Consider the following 16,707-nt stretch of genomic DNA (forward strand, 5'->3'; position numbering starts at 1 on the left):
TTGGCAGCAAAGTGATGGCACAACCCAAAACGCCGTGTCGAACCGATTCGATGGTAGCGCCTGGGGCACCGCCGAGTTGATCGAGAGTGACAACGGCGGAATTATTGCTTTCCCACAAATTGCGGTCGATGGCACCGGAAAAGCGTTTGCGGTGTGGCAGCAAAGTGATGGCACAAGGTTTAACATCGTGTCGAACCGATTCGATGGTAGTACCTGGGGCACCGCCGAGTTGATCGAAAGTGACAACGCCGGAGCCGCTTTTTCCCGCAAATTGCGGTCGATGGCACCGGAACAGCGTTTGCGGTGTGGCAGCAAAGTGATGGCACACGCGATAACATCGTGTCGAACCGCTTCGAATAAACCGCGCCCGGAGCTCTAGCGCCGGGCGCCGCTAAAATGGCCGAAACCGTCGCTGAACAATGACCTTGAGTGCGACCCGAAATTATAGTCACTGTTCTCGCTCACCAATATAAGACGGTTTCGGTGCTGGCAGGATCAAATCGGATTATCAATCGTTTTTCTCAAGACACACAATTTGCTCTTGCCTCTAAACATTTCGCACGGTACCGGGTTTTTCTAACCCTACATTGACTCTTCCTCCTTCAGAACCTCCCTTCACAGGACTTGTGCACGCCAGCTTCCCAAAAGTCATTGAAGACCCTCTTATCTCACTGTTCGCTTTTGTTTAAAAGCCCGCTTGGATAACCCCCGTCTCGAGCGCACTGGCGCCTTTCAGGCTCTCGATACTCGACAATGTCCTGAACCCACAATGCACTGAAGTTGTTGGTCTAACGATAATTGCTATTGTTCCAATCTGAATTGTTCGAGGCCAATGGTCAGGCACTGTTTCCCGCTGCCACGCCGGACGCCCAGGCCCACTGAAAGTTGTGCCCACCGAGGTGCCCGGTGACATCAACCACCTCACCAATGAAATACAGGTTAGGCCGCTCCAGCACCGCCATGGTTTTCGAAGAGAGCTGGCGGGTGTCCACGCCCCCAAGGGTCACTTCCGCCGTTCGGTAGCCTTCGGTGCCGGCCGGTTTGATGGACCACTGGCCCAGAACCTCTGCCACCTGGTCAATATCACTGTTCTTGTACGCCTGTAGTGGGCCGCTCCAGCCCTGCAATTCGTTGAAGGCCTGGGCGAAGCGTTTTGGCAGATGCTGCCCCAGGTACTGGCCGATGGTGGACTGGGGGCGCTGTTTGCGAAGTTCGAGCAGATCGTTCCGGATCTGGCAGGCGGGCAGCAGGTTGATGGCCAGGCTGTCGCCCGGCTGCCAGAAGCTGGAAATCTGCAGCATGGCCGGGCCGCTGAGCCCGCGATGGGTTACCAGCATGGGTTCGCGGAAATGCTGGCCGTGGCAGTGCACGTCGACAGGACAACTGACGCCGGAAAGCGGAGCCAGCTGCTCCTTGAGCTCCGGATGCAGGGTGAACGGCACCAGACCCGCGCGGGTGGGCAGCACTTTCAGGCCGAACTGCTCGGCGATGCGATAGCCGAAGCCGGTAGCCCCCATGGTGGGAATTGACAGGCCGCCGGTAGCAATCACCAGTGAATCGCAGGTCAGATCCCCGGAGCCGGTGCGCAGGCGGTAGCCGCCGTCGGTTTCGGTGACTCTCTCAACGGCGGTCTTCAGGCGCACCTCCGCACCCGCCCATTCGCACTCGGTCAGCAGCATGTTGAGGATGTCCTTCGCGCTGTCCTTGCAGAAAAGCTGTCCCGGGGCTTTTTCCTCATGCTCGATGCCGTGGCGGTCCACCAGTTCCAGGAAGTCCTGGGGCGTGTAGCGCTTGAGCGCGGAAATGCAGTAATGGGGGTTGTCCGACAGGAAGTTGGCGGGCGTGCTGTTCAGGTTGGTGAAGTTGCAGCGACCGCCACCGGACATGAGGATTTTCTTGCCGGGTTTGTTGGCGTGGTCCAGTACCAGCACGCTCCGGCCACGATAGCCGGCGGTGGCTGCGCACATCAGACCGGCGGCGCCAGCACCGATGATGATTACGTTGAAGTGGGATGCTGAACCTGCCGCCATAATGCCCGCCAATCCGAAGAAAACGGCGGGCAGTATACCAGCCTCAGGGCAGGTGGACGGAGCCTTCCATGTAGAAAGCGGCCTGGCCGGCGATGTCGACCCGGTCGCCTTTCAGTTCGCAGCGAAGCAAGCCGCCCCGGGCGGACACCTGCCGGGCATCCAGGCGGGTCTTGCCGAGCTGTTCGGCCCAGTAGGGCACCAGCACGCTGTGAATGGATCCGGTGACCGGGTCTTCCTCAATGCCGGCGCCGGGGGCGAAATAGCGGCTGACGAAGTCGCAGTCCTGGCCCGGCGCTGTCACGATCAGTCCCTGGTTGCCCAGCTGTTTCAGTTTGAGCAAGTCCGGTTGTGCCGCCCGAACCGCGGCTTCGTTCTCCAGAACCACCATGTAATTGGTGTCGTTGGGCACGAAGAAGGCGGTATCCGGCGCTCCCTCGAGCGCGTCACGAATCAGCGCCGGCGTTGGCTGTGGTTCAAAGGCCAGGTTCGGGAAATCCAGCACCAGCCAGCCATCGTCGGTTTGCCTCACGGCCAGCGGGCCGCTTTTGGAGCGGAATCGAATCTGTTCTCCTTTCCAGCCAAGCTTGTTGAAGATCACCCACGCGCTCGCCAGGGTGGCGTGGCCGCACAGCGGTACTTCCGTGCCCGGCGTGAACCAGCGAATGTGGAAGTCGGCGTCTTCGTTGTTGTCGAGGCGAACGAAGTACGCGGTTTCCGACAGGTTGTTCTCAAGCGCCAGCGACTGCATCACGTTGTCGGGCAGCCACTGCTCCAGCGGCATAACGGCAGCCGGGTTGCCCCCGAAAATGGTGTTTGTGAAAGCATCAACCTGGTAGATCGGGTGTTTCATACTCTGTTCTCCCTGAATGATCGTCTAGCGTAGTGGTGGGCCCGGTGCCGGGCAAACATCTCCAGCTCTGTGGCGTTGTAGAAATGCAGCTCCGGCAGGGGGGCTGAATGGGTCAGTACCCAGTGATCCGGGGCCGGTTCACTCATGGAAAAGCCGAGATCAGCCAGCCATTGACGAGTGACATCCATGCCTTTCAGCAGGGGCGCGGCACAGGCCTCAAGGCCCAGGAGATCCTTGCGCGTTGCCGGCGGTGGTGCGAGGTGTGTGTTGGCGATACCCATGGTGAAACTCCTTCTTCGGTTCTCGATGTTGCTATTGTCCGCTCTCGCTGACAGCCATAACAGATTCAGATATTCTGGAATTGAACCGGTACAGAGAGGTGTCAGTGGTGTCTGTTACGGTGATTTTCGGAGGCATCTGTACTGCACGGACCCGTGCCAGGTCTGGTGCAATAGGGTGTAACGCTCAACGGGTGTAATGCTCTACGGGTGAAGGAAACGAAGGTCAGGCAGACGAGGGACGTAACATGGGCATTCTCTATAACCAGGTGGCGGATCAGCTTCAGGAACTGATCCGCGACGGTGTCTACCGCGATGGTGATCGACTGCCGGGCGTGCGAATGCTCAGCCGGCAGTTCGGGGTGAGCATCTCGACCATCCTCCAGGCACACCAGACGCTTGAAGCCCGGGGCTTTCTGCAGGCGCGGGAACGCAGTGGCTATTTCGTGCGGTTGCCGGCGGTGGATGCCCCCGAGCCGGTGATGCGTCGACACCGCAGCCGGCCGGTCCCGGTCAGCGCGCGGGAAATGACGCTGGATCTCTGTGCCGACGAGCAGAAGCGCATGGTGCCCCTGGCCACGGCCATTCCTCACCCGGATTACCTGCCGCTGCGACAAATCCAGCAAAGCACACTCTGGGCCGCGCGACGGGGGCTGGAAACCCTGGATTACGCCTTTCCGGGCAAGGAATCGTTCCGTCGACAGATTGCCCAGCGCATGGCAACGCTGGGTGTACCGATAACGCCGGATGATGTGCTGGCCACCAACGGTGCCCAGGAGGCCATTATTCTGGCGCTGCGGGCGGTGACACAGCCTGGTGATATTGTGGCGGTGGAGTCGCCGTCGTTTCCCGGTATCCTGCAGGCACTGGAAGTGGTGGGCCTGAAAGTGATCGAGATTCCCACGCATCCCTCAGAGGGGCTGAGCCTTGAAGGCCTGCAACTTGCGTTGGAGCAGTGGCCGCTCAAAGCCTGCGTGGTGGTGACCAACCACAGCAATCCCATGGGCGCGCGCATGTCCGACGAGCGCAAGAAGCAGCTGGTGTCCATGCTGGCGGCGGCCAACGTGCCGCTGATCGAGGATGACATCTACGGCGACCTTTACCATTCCGGTGACCGGCCCCGACCGGCCAAGGCGTTTGACCGTACCGACAGCGTGATTTACTGCAGCTCCTTCTCGAAAACCATTTCACCGGGCCTGCGCCTGGGCTGGATGGTGCCCGGGCGGTTCATGGCCAGCGCGCGGCAGCACAAGTATTTCGTTAACCTGGCCACCTCGTCGATTCCGCAGATGGCGGTGGCGCATTTCCTGGAGCAGGGCGGTTACGATCGTTACCTGCGTTCGGCCCGGCAGCACTACCGGGAGAGCACCGAGCGGTTACGCACCGCGGTCGCCAGATCGTTTCCGGAGGGGACGGCAGTCAGCCGGCCCCAGGGTGGGTTTGTGCTCTGGGTGCAACTGCCGGATGGCGTGTCGGGAACCCGGGTTTACCAGAAGGCGAGGGCGGAGAGCATCAATGTGGCGCCCGGCCTGATGTTCTCCACCGCCAACAAATACGAAAACTGCCTGAGACTGAACAGCGCCAACCCCTGGAGCGAACGCATCGAGCAGGCCGTGGCTCGGCTGGGAGCCATGGCTCACGAAGACCAGGCTGCCCGGGATTAGTGGTGGTCTGGCTGCTCGCCACGAAGGTTCAGTGGCGCCAGCAGTCCGGCGGCAATGGCCAGGCCGGTCACATCCGGCAGGCGGTCGACGCCCAGGCGTTTCATGACCCGCGCCCGGTAGAGATCGATGGTCTTCACGCTGACATCCAGCTGCTCGGCAATCTCCCGGCTGGTGTAACCCTGGGCCATGGGCAGGAACACATCCCGTTCCCGCCGGGTAAGTGTGGCCAGCAGGGCTTCGGTTGCCTCATCACCCTCAAGACGGTCGCTGCTCTGGCGATGGTCCTGCAGGGCCTGCTGCACGCTATCGAGCAGAAGTTGCTCGTTGAAAGGCTTCTCAATGAAGTCAAAGGCGCCGGATTTGAAGGCCCGGACCACAATGGGAACGTCTGCGTGGCCCGAGACAAAAATGATCGGCAGCGTCACCCCCCGTTTCTGGAGCTCTTCCTGCACGTTCAGCCCGCCTAGCCCGGGCATCCGGATATCGAGCACCAGGCACCCGGCCTGGGAGTCGCCCAGGGCGTCGAGGAACTGCCGGCCGTCGCTGTAGGCTTTCACGTTCAGGCCCACCGATTCCAGAAGCCACTGGGTGGATTCCAGCATGCCGGCGTCGTCGTCCACTACGAAGACCGTGGAGGCGTCCGGGATAGCCGTAGCTGCCGGTGCGACGTGTTTACTCATCAGGTTCGATCTCCTCGGTTCTTGTTCTGGAGTTTTGCGGGGCGCCGGCCGGGAAGCGGCAGATCAGGGAGAGGCCTCCGGTGGCCGCCGGGCGTGCGTCCAGAAAGCCGCCAAAGCCTTCGATAATCGACCGGCTCATGGACAGCCCGAGACCGAGCCCCTGAGGTTTGCTGGTAAAAAACGGCTGGAACATCTGCCGGATCTCCGCCTCCGCCAGGCCTGGCCCCTCGTCGGTGACTTCAATCAGGGTTTCGTTCTGCTCGTTAACACAGGTACTTATCACTATCTGCGACGGGGTCTCTGGTGAGGCCGGACCCAGGCGCTCGGCGTTCGCCTCAATCCCGTTGCGGATCAGGTTGATCAGTACTTGCTCCAGCAGCACCGGATCGGCGGTGATCACCGGGGCGCACCGTGCCAGCTTTTCCCGGATTTTCACATGGCTCTTCTCCGCTTCCCACTGGCACAGCCGGGCAACGTTACTGACCACGTCGTTCAGGGAAACGGGCGCCGTGCGCTTCTGGCCCTTGCGCAGAAACGCTCGCAGGCGCTTGATCACTTCCGACGCGCGATTGGCGTGGTGAACAATTTTCTGAAGACCGTCGTCGACTCGCTCGAGGCATTGCGCATTGGTCTGCGCGCTTTTCAGGTAGCGCTGGCTGGCGCTGGCGAAGTTCACGATCGTGGCCAGCGGCTGGTTCATTTCATGGGCGATGCTTGAGGCGAGTTCCCCCAGGGTCGCGAGGCGGGCTGTGTGGGCCAGTTCGTCTGCCAGCCGGCGGTTGTTTTCCTCGGATTCCACCCGGGCCGTGATGTCCCGGGACACGCTGACAACCTCGACCACGGCGCCGGTGTAGGTTTCCCGGATGGCCCGGCTGGCAATCTCGAACCAGCGGCGGGAGCCGTCCCGATGGGTGATCTCCAGAGTCATGGTGGCGTAGCCGTCATCCCGCAAGCGGTTGCGGGTCTCTGCCAGTTGCTGGGCCACGTTGCTTCCCTGGAACACCTCTTCCAGCGCCTTGCCGCGCAGCTCTTCCGGCCAGAAGCCCAGAAGCCGCCAGGACGCCGGTGTGGCATCAATAAAGCGCCCGTCCGGGGCGTGGCGGGAAATGAGATCGGTGGTGTTCTCGGTAATCAGCCGATACAGGCGGCTGGCGCGGGTGGCGTCTTCCCGGGTGAGTACGTCATCGGTGGCGTCCCGGGCCCGAGCAAGTACACGATCCGAGCCGGTATCCGGGATGAACGTCCACACCAGAATGGTGGAACCGATCCGGGCTTCCACATGCTCAATGGCCCGTCGCTGCCCCAGCGATGCAGCGGCCAGTGCCCGGACATTGACTGGCAGAAGCCGGGATGGTGACGCCAGCGCCTTCTCCTGGCAAAGAGCGTTGCTGGCTCGATTTCCTTCCAGTACGGCGCCGCTGGCATCAAGGAGCAGCGCGGGTTGCGGGTCGGCCTCGTGCAAACTAAATACACTGGAAGAGGAAGCATCGTTCATGGCTGCGACATGTGGTATGTGCACTATAATACGTTGGTGTAATTTCTAGTATTTATTCTATCAAATACTATTTTGGCCAGCTGAAAGTATAGCCAGTTCTGTGATATTCCTGAATACGCCATAAGAACAACAGCCGCCGAGAGGACCACACCATGACCTCGATTTTTGATCAGGGCCTCGCGCCCGTTGATGCCAACTACGCCGTTCAGTCCCCTATTGATTTCATTGAACGTACCGCCACTGTCTACCCCGAGTACCCGGCGGTGATTCACGGCGCTATCCGGTATACCTGGGCCCAGACCTACGAGCGCTGTCGTCGTCTGGCGTCCGCCCTGCAGGGGCGTGGTATTGGTCGCGGTGACACGGTGGCAGTCATGCTGCCCAACATTCCGGCCATGGTGGAGTCCCACTTTGGCGTGCCCATGATCGGCGCCGTGCTCAACACTCTGAACGTCCGCCTGGATGCCGAGGCCATTGCCTTCATGCTGGAACATGGCGAAGCGAAAGTTGTGATCGCCGATCGGGAATTCGGCGAGGTGATCCGCGATGCGGTCAGTCGTCTCGACACCAAACCCCTGGTGATCGACGTGGACGATCCTGAATACGGCGAAGGTGTTCAGGTGAGCGATCTGGATTACGAGGCTTTCCTGCGGGAAGGGGATCCTGCCTTCCAGTGGCAGTTCCCGGAGAACGAATGGGATGCCATTTCCCTGAACTACACCTCGGGCACCACCGGTAATCCCAAAGGCGTGGTGTACCACCACCGGGGCGCCTATCTGAACGCCTTGGGGAACCAGGCGGTGTGGTCCATGGACATGCATCCGGTGTACCTGTGGACCCTGCCGATGTTCCACTGCAATGGCTGGTGTTTCCCCTGGACCATCACCGCCATGGCGGGAACCCACGTGTGCCTGCGCCGGGTGGACCCGGAGAAGATTCTCCAGTTGATCCGCGATCACCAGGTGACCCACATGTGCGGCGCACCGATTGTCCTGAATGCGCTGCTGAACGTGCCGGAATCCGCCAAGGCGGGGATCGATCACGAGGTCAAATCCATGACCGCCGGTGCGGCGCCGCCCGCTCAGGTGATCGGTGCCATCGAGGAAATGGGCATTCAGGTGACGCACGTTTATGGCCTGACCGAAGTTTACGGCCCGGTAACCGTGTGTGCCTGGAAGTCGGAATGGGATGCACTGCCCCTGCACGACCGGGCCCGCAAAAAGGCCCGCCAGGGCGTTCGTTACCACACCCTGGGCGGCACCATGGTGGGTGATCCGAACACCATGGAACCGGTACCGAAGGACGGCAAGACCATCGGGGAAATCTTCCTGCGCGGCAATACCGTGATGAAGGGGTATCTGAAGAACCCCAAGGCCACCGAGGAAGCCTTCCGGGGTGGCTGGTTCCATACCGGCGACCTGGCGGTATGGCACGAAGACGGCTACATGGAAATCAAGGACCGGTTGAAGGACATCATCATTTCCGGTGGCGAAAACATCTCCACCATCGAGGTGGAAGATACCCTGTACCGTCACCCGGCCGTCCTTGAGGCGGCGGTGGTTGCCCGGCCCGACGAAAAGTGGGGTGAGACACCCTGCGCCTTTGTCACCCTCAAGCCGGAAGCCGGCCAGGTGACCGAGGAAGACATCATCACCTTCTGCCGGGAGCATCTGGCGCGCTTTAAAGTGCCCAAGACCGTGGTGTTCTCGGAGCTGCCCAAGACCTCTACAGGCAAAATCCAGAAGTTTGTTCTGCGGGACCAGGCCAAAGAGCTGGACTGAGCCCTCCGCTTCGGCGACGCCAACCTCTGTGTGTCCTTGGGAGGCCTTGAGCCTCCCTTTTTTTGCAGGTCGGGTTTTGCTGTTCGGCGCCTGGCTGTTTCATTTTGACAAAATGTCATTTCGTGACAATTTGTCTGATATTTGCCCGTTACGCCTTCCTTCGCGCTGCTCGCCGGGTTTACACTGACCTCTCTGGTGAATTTTTGCCCGCTCTTCGTTCAGGATAACAACACAAGAAAAACGGGAGGCAGTTATGACCATCAGCTCCACGCCCGAGGGCGTCTCCGTTGAGCCCAGGCATCTGCGGTTCGATGTCAGCGAAGATCTGAAAACGCTCTGGCACGGCAACGACGCATTCCGTACCGCTTTTTTCAACGCGCTGTCGCTGCAGTTTCCCGACGGCGAACAGCAGTTCATCAATGCCGTGAGGCTGTACCGTGACCGGATTGAAGACCCCAAGCTGAAAGCGGAAATCCGGGGCTTTATCGGACAGGAAGCCCTGCACAGCCGTGAGCACAGGGAATACAACGACGCCCTGAAAGCCCGTGGTTATGACATCGACGCCCTCGACCGGCGTTTTCGCAAGCACATGGAGTGGGTGGGCAAGCTGCCGCCGAGCAGGCAACTGGCGGGCACCTGCGGTGCGGAACACTACACGGCGGTTCTGGCCAACGCCATTCTGCGCCACCCGGAATGGATGGAAGGGGCATCGCCGACGATGGCCAGGCTCTGGCGCTGGCACGCCATTGAGGAAACCGAGCATAAATCGGTGGCGTTCGATGTCTACCGGGAATGTGTGGGCAACGAGCGGCTGCGCCGGATCGTGTTCCTGTTTGTCACCTGGAATTTCTTCAAGTACACCTTTCTGAATACCTGCAGCCTGCTGAAGACCGATGGCAAGCTCTGGAGCCTGCGCACCTGGCTGGGCGGCATCAACTTTCTGTGGGGAAAGCCGGGCGTGTTACGTACTTGCCTGCCCGAGTTCCTGGCGTACTTCCGCAAGGGATTTCACCCCTGGCAGCAGGACAACCGGGACTTGCTTGAGCGTACGCTCAAGGAGCTTGAACTGGCGCCTCCGGCACGTTAGCGTCTCGTTGCTGAAATTCTGGTCAGGTTGTGTAAGACTGGTCGACACCAAAAATAATGACAAAAAAGGGCGCTTCCGGCCAGGAAGCGGTCCGGAGCTGGAGGCCCGCCATGCGAGTTGGTTTGATCGTCGATTCCGCGTGTGATTTACCGTATGAATTCAGCAGAAAACACGACCTGTTCATCCTTCCCGTTACCGCCGTTATAGACGGCCAGACCTACATTGACGAGCACGACCCGGTCCGTACCCAGGAGTTCTATCAGAGTGGCCTGTTACAGAAAGGCCACGAGGCGGAAACCCGCGCGTTCAGCGCAGAGCAGATCCATGACCTGTTCATGGAGAAGATCGTGACCCAGTTCGATCTTGCCATCTGCGAAACGGTTACCAAGACTCGCAGCCTGATTTTCCAGAACGCCACCGAGGCCATGAACAGCGTTCTGTCGAACTATGAACGGGCCCGGGCCGCGGCCGGTCGGGATGGCCGGTTTTTCATGCGGGTTATCGACAGCAAACAGATTTTTGCCGGTCAGGGGCTTCTGGCGGCACATACCCTACGCCTGATTGACCAGAAACTGGCCAAGAACGCCTTGCGGCATGAGGTGGAAACCTTCACCGACAAGATCTACACCTGTGTGATTCCACGGGATCTGCACTACATCCGGGAGCGGGCCCGCCGCCGCGGCGACAAGAGTGTGTCGGCGCTGGTCGCGTTTCTTGGCAAGGCCCTGAATATTACCCCGGTCATCTTCGGCCAGGGCGCAGAGGGCCAGCCGGTTGCCAAGACCCGGAGTTTCGATGTGGCGGTGGAGAAGGTGATGAACTACGCGGCCGCCCGGGTGGAAGCTGGTCTGCTGACACCCTACGTGAGTCTTTCCTGCGGGCTGACCTGGACCGAGATTGAAGATCTTCCGGGCCTGAACCGCCTGCGCGATGCCTGTGAGCGCAACGGTGTTGAGCTGCTGCTTTCCCAGATGGGCATTACCAGCAGCATCTATGTGGGCCCCGGCAGCCTGTGCCTGGCCCTGGCCGCCGAGCCCCACAGCTTCAGCGATTTCCAGTAGCCTCTTCAAAACATGCTCTCTGGCCGGATCGGGGGCTGACTGGCCCCCGTGCATCCCTGCGCCTGTAGTTTTGGCAAACCCGCCGGGCCATTGTTCGTGTTAGCCTCCGGCCATCGGTTTTCACTTTAACCACAGGACACCAGACACCATGACTAAAGGCACAATGGATCTCGCCGACCAGTTGCTGGAGCAGCACGTTAAGCACGAGCTTGCCTCGCTCAAGGGTGCCAAATTACGCAAGTTCCTCAAGCAGGAGCTGGATGAACTCTGGCAACAGGCCGGCACACTGACCCTGAACCGCGTCACGTCCGGAGATCAGGTGATGGGTGTGATTCACCGGATCGTGATGAACATGGAACTGGACGCCGGTATTCCCGAGCTGGCTGCGGAAATGGCGACAGAAGTGCTCAATGCGGATGTGCAGTCCCAGACCACCCTTGGCGAAATCATTTCCCGCGAGCAGGCCACCGGCTTCCTGGAAGAGGCTCTGGAGTTGCGCCAGCAGCGGGAGCGGGTGATCAGCGAGATCATGTCTCATCCCGTGTATCAGGAACTGGTCGCCAATGTGGTGTATCACGGGCTGGTGAATTACCTGTATGAGGACAACCTGATCACCAAATCGGTGCCGGGCGTGGGCTCGATGATGAAATTCGGCAAACGCATGGCCAACAGGGCCGTGCCGGGGCTGGACGAAACCTTCGAGCGTCGCCTCAAGGCCTGGCTGTCTGACAGCCTGCCGGGCCTGATCAGCCGGAGTGAGCAATTCCTGCACAAGGCGTTGTCGGATGACGAGCTTCGGGACACTGTGATGGCAGCCTGGGTGTCCGTGGAGGATCGCACCATTGCCGAGCTTCAGGAGGGGCTGGGCGATGTGGAGCTGCAGGAGTTTGTGGTGCTGGGCTACGAGTTCTGGCTGCAGTTCCGCAAAACCCCTTACTTCGAGGGCTGTGCCCGGGCGGTGGTCGCGCATCTGTTCGAGAAGTACGGTGACCGGCCCGTGGTTGACCTGCTGGGCGACGTTGGTGTGAGCCAGGAGGTGATCATGGCGGAAATCGACGCCTACGCAATTCCGGTTATAGACGTGTTGCGGGAAGAGGGCTATGTTGAGGCCCTGATCCGCCGACGGCTGGCCCCGTTCTACAAGTCCGCTGCGGCAAAGAAGATTCTCCAGCAGGAGGCCTGATCACGTGGCGGCCTCCTGACCTGCGTTGATGAGGCAGTGCCATGATCTCCGATCTGTTCTGGGCCTATCTGGTCGCCATTACCCTGCTTACCATTACGCCGGGGGTGGATACGCTCCTGGTGATGCGCAATACCGGTCGGGGTGGTTTGCGGGATGGCTGCGCCACCAGTGCTGGCATCTGCAGCGGCCTGTTCATTCACGCCACGCTCTCTGCCCTCGGCATCTCGCTGTTGCTGGTTGAAACGGCCTGGGCCTTTACCGCCCTGAAGTGGGCCGGTGCGCTCTATCTGATCTGGCTGGGTATTGGTTCCCTGCGCCAGGCGTTTCGCCGGAGCCGGGCGGCTCCTGACAGTGCGACCGCTGAAGTACCTGCATCGGTCGCTCGAAGGCACGTGGGCCTGGCGGTTTCGTTTCGGGAGGGCGTGCTCTCCAACGTTCTGAATCCCAAAACCGCATTATTCTATATGGCACTGCTGCCGCAGTTTATTGATCCTGCCGGCAATGCCTTCCTGCAATCGCTGCTGCTGGCCGGGGTGCACTTCCTGTTGGCGATGGTGTGGCAGTGTGGCCTGGCGTGGGTGGTGGTCACCTTCCGGAGCCTGGGCGTTAACGCCCGACTGAAAAAGCTGCTTAACGGCCTGACCGGTGGATTCTTCGTTGCCATGGGCGCCAAACTGGCCAGTACCTGAGCAGAGTCTTCGCGTGGCGCCTCGCGTTGCCCACGCGCAAAGAAAAAGGGAAGCCGAAGCTTCCCTTTTTTCAGTTCCGGAGCCGGAGATTATTTCTCCAGGTACTGGAGCTTGTTCGGCTTGCCGTCCCACTCCTCGGCATCCGGCAGCGGGTCTTTCTTCTCGGTGATGTTCGGCCACTTGGCGGCCAGATCGGCATTGAGCTCCACAAACTGGACCTGATCGGCGGGCAGCTCGTCTTCGGAGAAAATGGCTTCGGCCGGGCACTCGGGCTCGCACAGGGCGCAGTCGATACACTCGTCCGGATCAATCACCAGAAAGTTCGGTCCTTCGTAGAAACAGTCTACCGGGCAGACTTCCACGCAGTCTGTGTATTTGCACTTGATGCAGTTATCAGTAACGATAAACGCCATAGTCAGATCCCTGGTCCAGTGGTCGGTCAATCTCATCAGGAGCGCCGTTCGGAGCCCCACCGTTATATTTTAGTGCGCGATATTGTAGGGAGGGACCCTCACAGCCGCAAGCGTTGCCCTGCTATAACCTTATTACCCAGATCAACTCGCTGCTATTTTCCCAGTAACTCTTTCAATTCGTACAGCCGGTTCATGGCTTCCCGGGGCGTGAGATCATCCACATCCAGCGCTTTCAGGGCCTCTTCCACCGCGCTCGGTTCGAGACTCGCGAACATATCCCCCTGGTAGACGGGATCGCTGGCTTTCGGAGCAGCAGGGGCTGGCGCAGACCGGGCTTTATCCTGACTGGCCGGCGTTGCCGGGCTGGCGCTGCCTTCGAGATGAGACAGCTGGGCCTTGGCATTGCGGATGACGTCCTGGGGCACCCCGGCCAGTTTCGCCACCTGCAGGCCGTAGCTCTGGCTGGCGGGGCCATCGTGCACATTGTGCAGGAACACGATGCTGTCGTCGTGCTCGGTGGCCGTCAGATGCACGTTCACCGCGTGCTGAAGCTCCTCGGCCAGCTGGGTCAGCTCGAAATAGTGGGTGGCAAACAGGGTGTAACAGCGGATTTCCCGTGCCAGATGTTCGGCGGTGGCCCAGGCCAGTGACAGGCCGTCAAAGGTGCTGGTTCCCCGGCCCACCTCGTCCATCAACACCAGGCTGTGCTCGGTGGCGTTGTGCAGGATGTTGGCGGTTTCGGTCATTTCCACCATGAAGGTCGAGCGACCGCCGGCGATGTCGTCGGAGGACCCCATGCGGGTGAAGATACGGTCCACCGGTCCGATCACCGCCCGGTTGGCGGGCACGAAGCTGCCGGTGTAGGCGAGCAGGGCAATCAGCGCCGCCTGTCGCATGTAGGTGGACTTACCGCCCATGTTGGGGCCGGTGATCACCAGCATGCGCCGCTGGGTGTCCATCAGCAGGTCGTTGGGCACGAAGGGTTCGTCCAGCAGCTGTTCCACCACCGGATGGCGGCCTTCTTCGATATCAAACCCGGGCGAGTCACTGAACTCCGGCGCGGAGAACCTCAGTGAGGTGGCCCGCTCGGCAAAGTTGCTGAGCACATCGAGCTCGGCCAGCGCTTGGGCGGCGTCCTGCAGCGGCGCCAGCTGTTCGGCCACGGTTTCCAGTACCTCGTCGTACAGACCCTTTTCCCGGGCCAGGGCCCGGCTTTTGGCGCTCAGGGCCTTGTCCTCGAACTCCTTCAGCTCCGGGGTGATAAAGCGCTCGGCGTTTTTCAGGGTCTGGCGGCGGATGTAGTCGGCCGGCGCCTGGGCCGACTGGGCCCGGGTAATTTCAATGTAGTAGCCGTGCACCCGGTTATAGCCCACTTTCAGGGTGCTGATGCCGGTGCGCTCGCGCTCACGGGTCTCCACATCCAGCAAATACTGGCCGGCGTTCTCACTGATGTTGCGCAGCTCGTCCAGCTCCTCATCGAAGCCCTCGCGGATCACGCCACCCTCGCGAATCACCACCGGCGGATTATCGATGATCGCCCGTTCCAGCAGGTCGGCCAGTTCCGGGTATTCTCCGATGGTGGTGGCCAGTTTGACCACGTGGTGGGAGTTGACCGGCTTCAAGGCTTCCTGCAGCTCGGGCAGGGTCTGGAAGGCGTCGCGCAGGCGGGCCAGGTCGCGCGGCCGGGCAGAGCGCAGTGCCACCCGCGCCAATACCCGTTCAATGTCGCCCACGGCTTTCAGCAAATCGTGCACCGGCTCGTAGTGGAACCCGTCCAGCAGGGCGGAAACCGCCTGCTGGCGCTGGCGCACAATCTCCACATCCCGTAACGGCCGGTTCAGCCAGCGCCTCAGTTCCCGGCCACCCATGGCGGTGGCGGTTCGGTCCATCACCCAGGCCAGGGTGTACTGGTGGCCGCCCATCAGATTGGTGTCGATCTCGAGGTTGCGGCGGCTGGCGGCGTCAAGAATTACGGCCTCGTCGCGGCGCTCGCGGGTCAGCTTGCGAATGTGGGGCAGGGCGGTGCGCTGGGTTTCCCGGGCGTATTGCAGCAGGCAGCCGGCGGCACAGACGGCCAGATGCAGGTCTTCACAGCCGAAACCGGTGAGGTCGCGCACCTGGAGCTGCTGGGTAATCACCCGTCGCGCGGTGTCGGATTCGAACAGCCAGGGGCCCTGGCGCCGGATGCCGGTGAAGCCCTCCAGGATCTCCTCGAAGGGGAAATCCTCGCTGATCAGGATTTCCGCCGGCCGCAGCCGCTGAAGCTCACCCTGCAGGGCCTCCAGGTTTTCCAGTTCAGATACCGCAAAACGGCCGCTGGAGATGTCCAGGGAGGCAAAACCGAACTGTTCCCGGTTGTTGAAGATGGCCACCAGCAGGTTGTCGCGGCGGTCTTCCAGGTAAGCGTCGTCGCTCAGGGTACCGGGGGTGACGATACGCACCACCTGGCGCTCGACCGGCCCCTTGCTGGTGGCCGGGTCGCCGATCTGCTCGCAGATGGCGATGGATTGACCTGCCCGAACCAGCCGGGCAATGTAACCCTCAGACGAATGGTAGGGGATGCCTGCCATGGGAATGGGGTTGCCGCCGGACTGCCCCCGGGCGGTGAGCGTTATGTCCATGAGTTCGGCCGCTTTCTTGGCGTCTTCGTAGAACAGCTCATAGAAGTCGCCCATGCGGTAGAACACCAGTTCGTTGGGGTGCTGACCCTTGATCTTCAGGTACTGCTGCATCATTGGCGTGTGCTTGGAAAGATCGGTCTGAGCTGCTGACATGAACGGGTCCGGTTCGCCTGGCTTTGGATGAAGCCGTGAATTGTAAGAAAATAACCGCCGCGATGAAACGAAGGAGGTCATTATGCGGGCCAGCGATCAGGAATTGGAAGGCGCGGGCAACCGCCTGGGCGACCGGCTGCTTGAGACCGGCCGCACGGTGGCCACCGCCGAGAGCTGCACCGGTGGCTGGGTGGCCAAGGTGCTGACCGATCGGGCCGGGTCCTCGGCCTACGTGCTCGGTGGTCTGGTGACTTACAGCAATGACGCCAAGCAGGCACTGCTGGGCGTCACCGGCAAATCCCTGGATGAGCACGGCGCGGTCAGCGAGCCCGTGGTGCGCGAGATGGTGGCCGGCGCCCTGGCCGCCACCGGCGCCAGCGTGGCGGTGGCCATCAGTGGTGTGGCTGGCCCGGGCGGCGGCAGTGCGGAAAAGCCGGTGGGCACGGTCTGGTTTGCCTGGGGCAGCAGTCCCGCCAGCACGGTGGCGGTGGTCAGGCATTTCGAGGGCGACCGGGATCAGGTGCGCCGACAGGCGGTTCTCTTTGCGCTTCAGGGGGTTACTGGCTTTCTGGATGAAGTCTGAGCGTTTTCACCGTTGCAGGGGTTGGTCTCCTTTTCCGGTTATGTTTTAATACTGTTCAAATATACAGGGATTGCCCAGGTTTTTGCTGTACGGCGTCCCGGTTCACGATTCCGCTGTCAGGCTCTGAAGTGAGCTGACA

General features: G+C 60.9%; 15 protein-coding genes. 8 read left to right on the plus strand and 7 right to left on the minus strand.

Annotated features, from left to right (window positions below):
* On the plus strand, positions 1-379 hold a 379-nt coding region (locus BM344_RS17580; RefSeq protein ID WP_167363254.1), incomplete at its 5' end, for a hypothetical protein.
* A 457-nt stretch (positions 380-836) separates the two neighbouring features.
* Here the strand turns inward: BM344_RS17580 and BM344_RS15165 are convergent.
* Genes BM344_RS15165 through BM344_RS15175 form a run of 3 tightly spaced genes read right to left on the minus strand, consistent with a single transcriptional unit; the run spans position 837 to position 3,161 of the window.
* Positions 837-2,030 carry a BaiN/RdsA family NAD(P)/FAD-dependent oxidoreductase gene (locus BM344_RS15165; RefSeq protein WP_091992040.1) on the minus strand — a complete coding sequence of 398 codons (1,194 nt, stop codon included), beginning with the start codon at positions 2,028-2,030 and terminating at the stop codon, positions 837-839.
* A 43-nt stretch (positions 2,031-2,073) separates the two neighbouring features.
* A complete protein-coding gene (locus tag BM344_RS15170) occupies positions 2,074-2,880 on the minus strand; it encodes a PhzF family phenazine biosynthesis protein (RefSeq protein WP_091992041.1) in 807 nt (268 codons plus the stop codon).
* Entirely contained in the window at positions 2,877-3,161 is a 285-nt protein-coding gene (locus BM344_RS15175; protein WP_091992042.1) for a hypothetical protein, read from the minus strand. The genes BM344_RS15170 and BM344_RS15175 overlap by 4 nt, the downstream gene beginning before the upstream one ends.
* 245 nt (positions 3,162-3,406) lie before the next feature.
* On the opposite strand from BM344_RS15175, the gene BM344_RS15180 reads away from it, so the two are divergent.
* The gene (locus BM344_RS15180) at positions 3,407-4,822 is read left to right on the plus strand and encodes an aminotransferase-like domain-containing protein (RefSeq protein ID WP_091992043.1); all 1,416 of its coding nucleotides are present in this window, start codon (positions 3,407-3,409) and stop codon (positions 4,820-4,822) included.
* Here the strand turns inward: BM344_RS15180 and BM344_RS15185 are convergent.
* On the minus strand, positions 4,819-5,502 hold the full coding sequence (locus BM344_RS15185) for a response regulator transcription factor (RefSeq protein ID WP_208603450.1): 684 nt from the start codon (positions 5,500-5,502) through the stop codon (positions 4,819-4,821). The genes BM344_RS15180 and BM344_RS15185 overlap by 4 nt on opposite strands.
* Entirely contained in the window at positions 5,495-6,997 is a 1,503-nt protein-coding gene (locus tag BM344_RS15190) for a sensor histidine kinase (RefSeq protein ID WP_091992044.1), read from the minus strand. Before BM344_RS15190 ends, BM344_RS15185 begins: the two co-directional genes overlap by 8 nt.
* Positions 6,998-7,149: 152 nt before the next feature.
* Here BM344_RS15190 and BM344_RS15195 point away from each other — a divergent pair, with 152 nt between their 5' ends.
* From BM344_RS15195 to BM344_RS15215, 5 genes are all read left to right on the plus strand, one after another.
* Positions 7,150-8,778, plus strand: coding sequence for an acyl-CoA synthetase (locus BM344_RS15195; RefSeq protein ID WP_091992045.1), 1,629 nt, complete (start codon positions 7,150-7,152; stop codon positions 8,776-8,778).
* A gap of 253 nt (positions 8,779-9,031) precedes the next feature.
* The gene (locus BM344_RS15200) at positions 9,032-9,865 is read left to right on the plus strand and encodes a metal-dependent hydrolase (protein ID WP_091992046.1); all 834 of its coding nucleotides are present in this window, start codon (positions 9,032-9,034) and stop codon (positions 9,863-9,865) included.
* 110 nt (positions 9,866-9,975) lie between these two features.
* On the plus strand, positions 9,976-10,926 hold the full coding sequence (locus BM344_RS15205) for a DegV family protein (RefSeq protein WP_091992047.1): 951 nt from the start codon (positions 9,976-9,978) through the stop codon (positions 10,924-10,926).
* A gap of 148 nt (positions 10,927-11,074) precedes the next feature.
* On the plus strand, positions 11,075-12,109 hold the full coding sequence (locus BM344_RS15210; RefSeq protein ID WP_091992048.1) for a hypothetical protein: 1,035 nt from the start codon (positions 11,075-11,077) through the stop codon (positions 12,107-12,109).
* 41 nt (positions 12,110-12,150) lie between these two features.
* Positions 12,151-12,798 carry a LysE family translocator gene (locus BM344_RS15215; RefSeq protein ID WP_091992049.1) on the plus strand — a complete coding sequence of 216 codons (648 nt, stop codon included), beginning with the start codon at positions 12,151-12,153 and terminating at the stop codon, positions 12,796-12,798.
* An 89-nt stretch (positions 12,799-12,887) separates the two neighbouring features.
* Here the strand turns inward: BM344_RS15215 and fdxA are convergent, their stop codons facing one another.
* Together fdxA and mutS are read right to left on the minus strand one after the other, a co-directional pair.
* Positions 12,888-13,211, minus strand: a complete 324-nt coding sequence (gene fdxA / locus BM344_RS15220) for a ferredoxin FdxA (protein ID WP_008170541.1) — start codon at positions 13,209-13,211, stop codon at positions 12,888-12,890.
* Between the two features lie 152 nt (positions 13,212-13,363).
* On the minus strand, positions 13,364-15,985 hold the full coding sequence (gene mutS, locus BM344_RS15225) for a DNA mismatch repair protein MutS (protein ID WP_091992050.1): 2,622 nt from the start codon (positions 15,983-15,985) through the stop codon (positions 13,364-13,366).
* Positions 15,986-16,067: 82 nt separating this feature from the next.
* On the opposite strand from mutS, the gene pncC reads away from it, so the two are divergent.
* Positions 16,068-16,568: a nicotinamide-nucleotide amidase gene (gene pncC / locus BM344_RS15230; protein WP_091992051.1), complete on the plus strand. Its 501-nt coding sequence runs from the start codon at positions 16,068-16,070 to the stop codon at positions 16,566-16,568.
* The last annotated feature ends 139 nt before the right edge of the window (positions 16,569-16,707 follow it).

Source organism: Marinobacter gudaonensis (genome assembly GCF_900115175.1).
In the GTDB taxonomy this organism is placed as follows: domain Bacteria; phylum Pseudomonadota; class Gammaproteobacteria; order Pseudomonadales; family Oleiphilaceae; genus Marinobacter; species Marinobacter gudaonensis.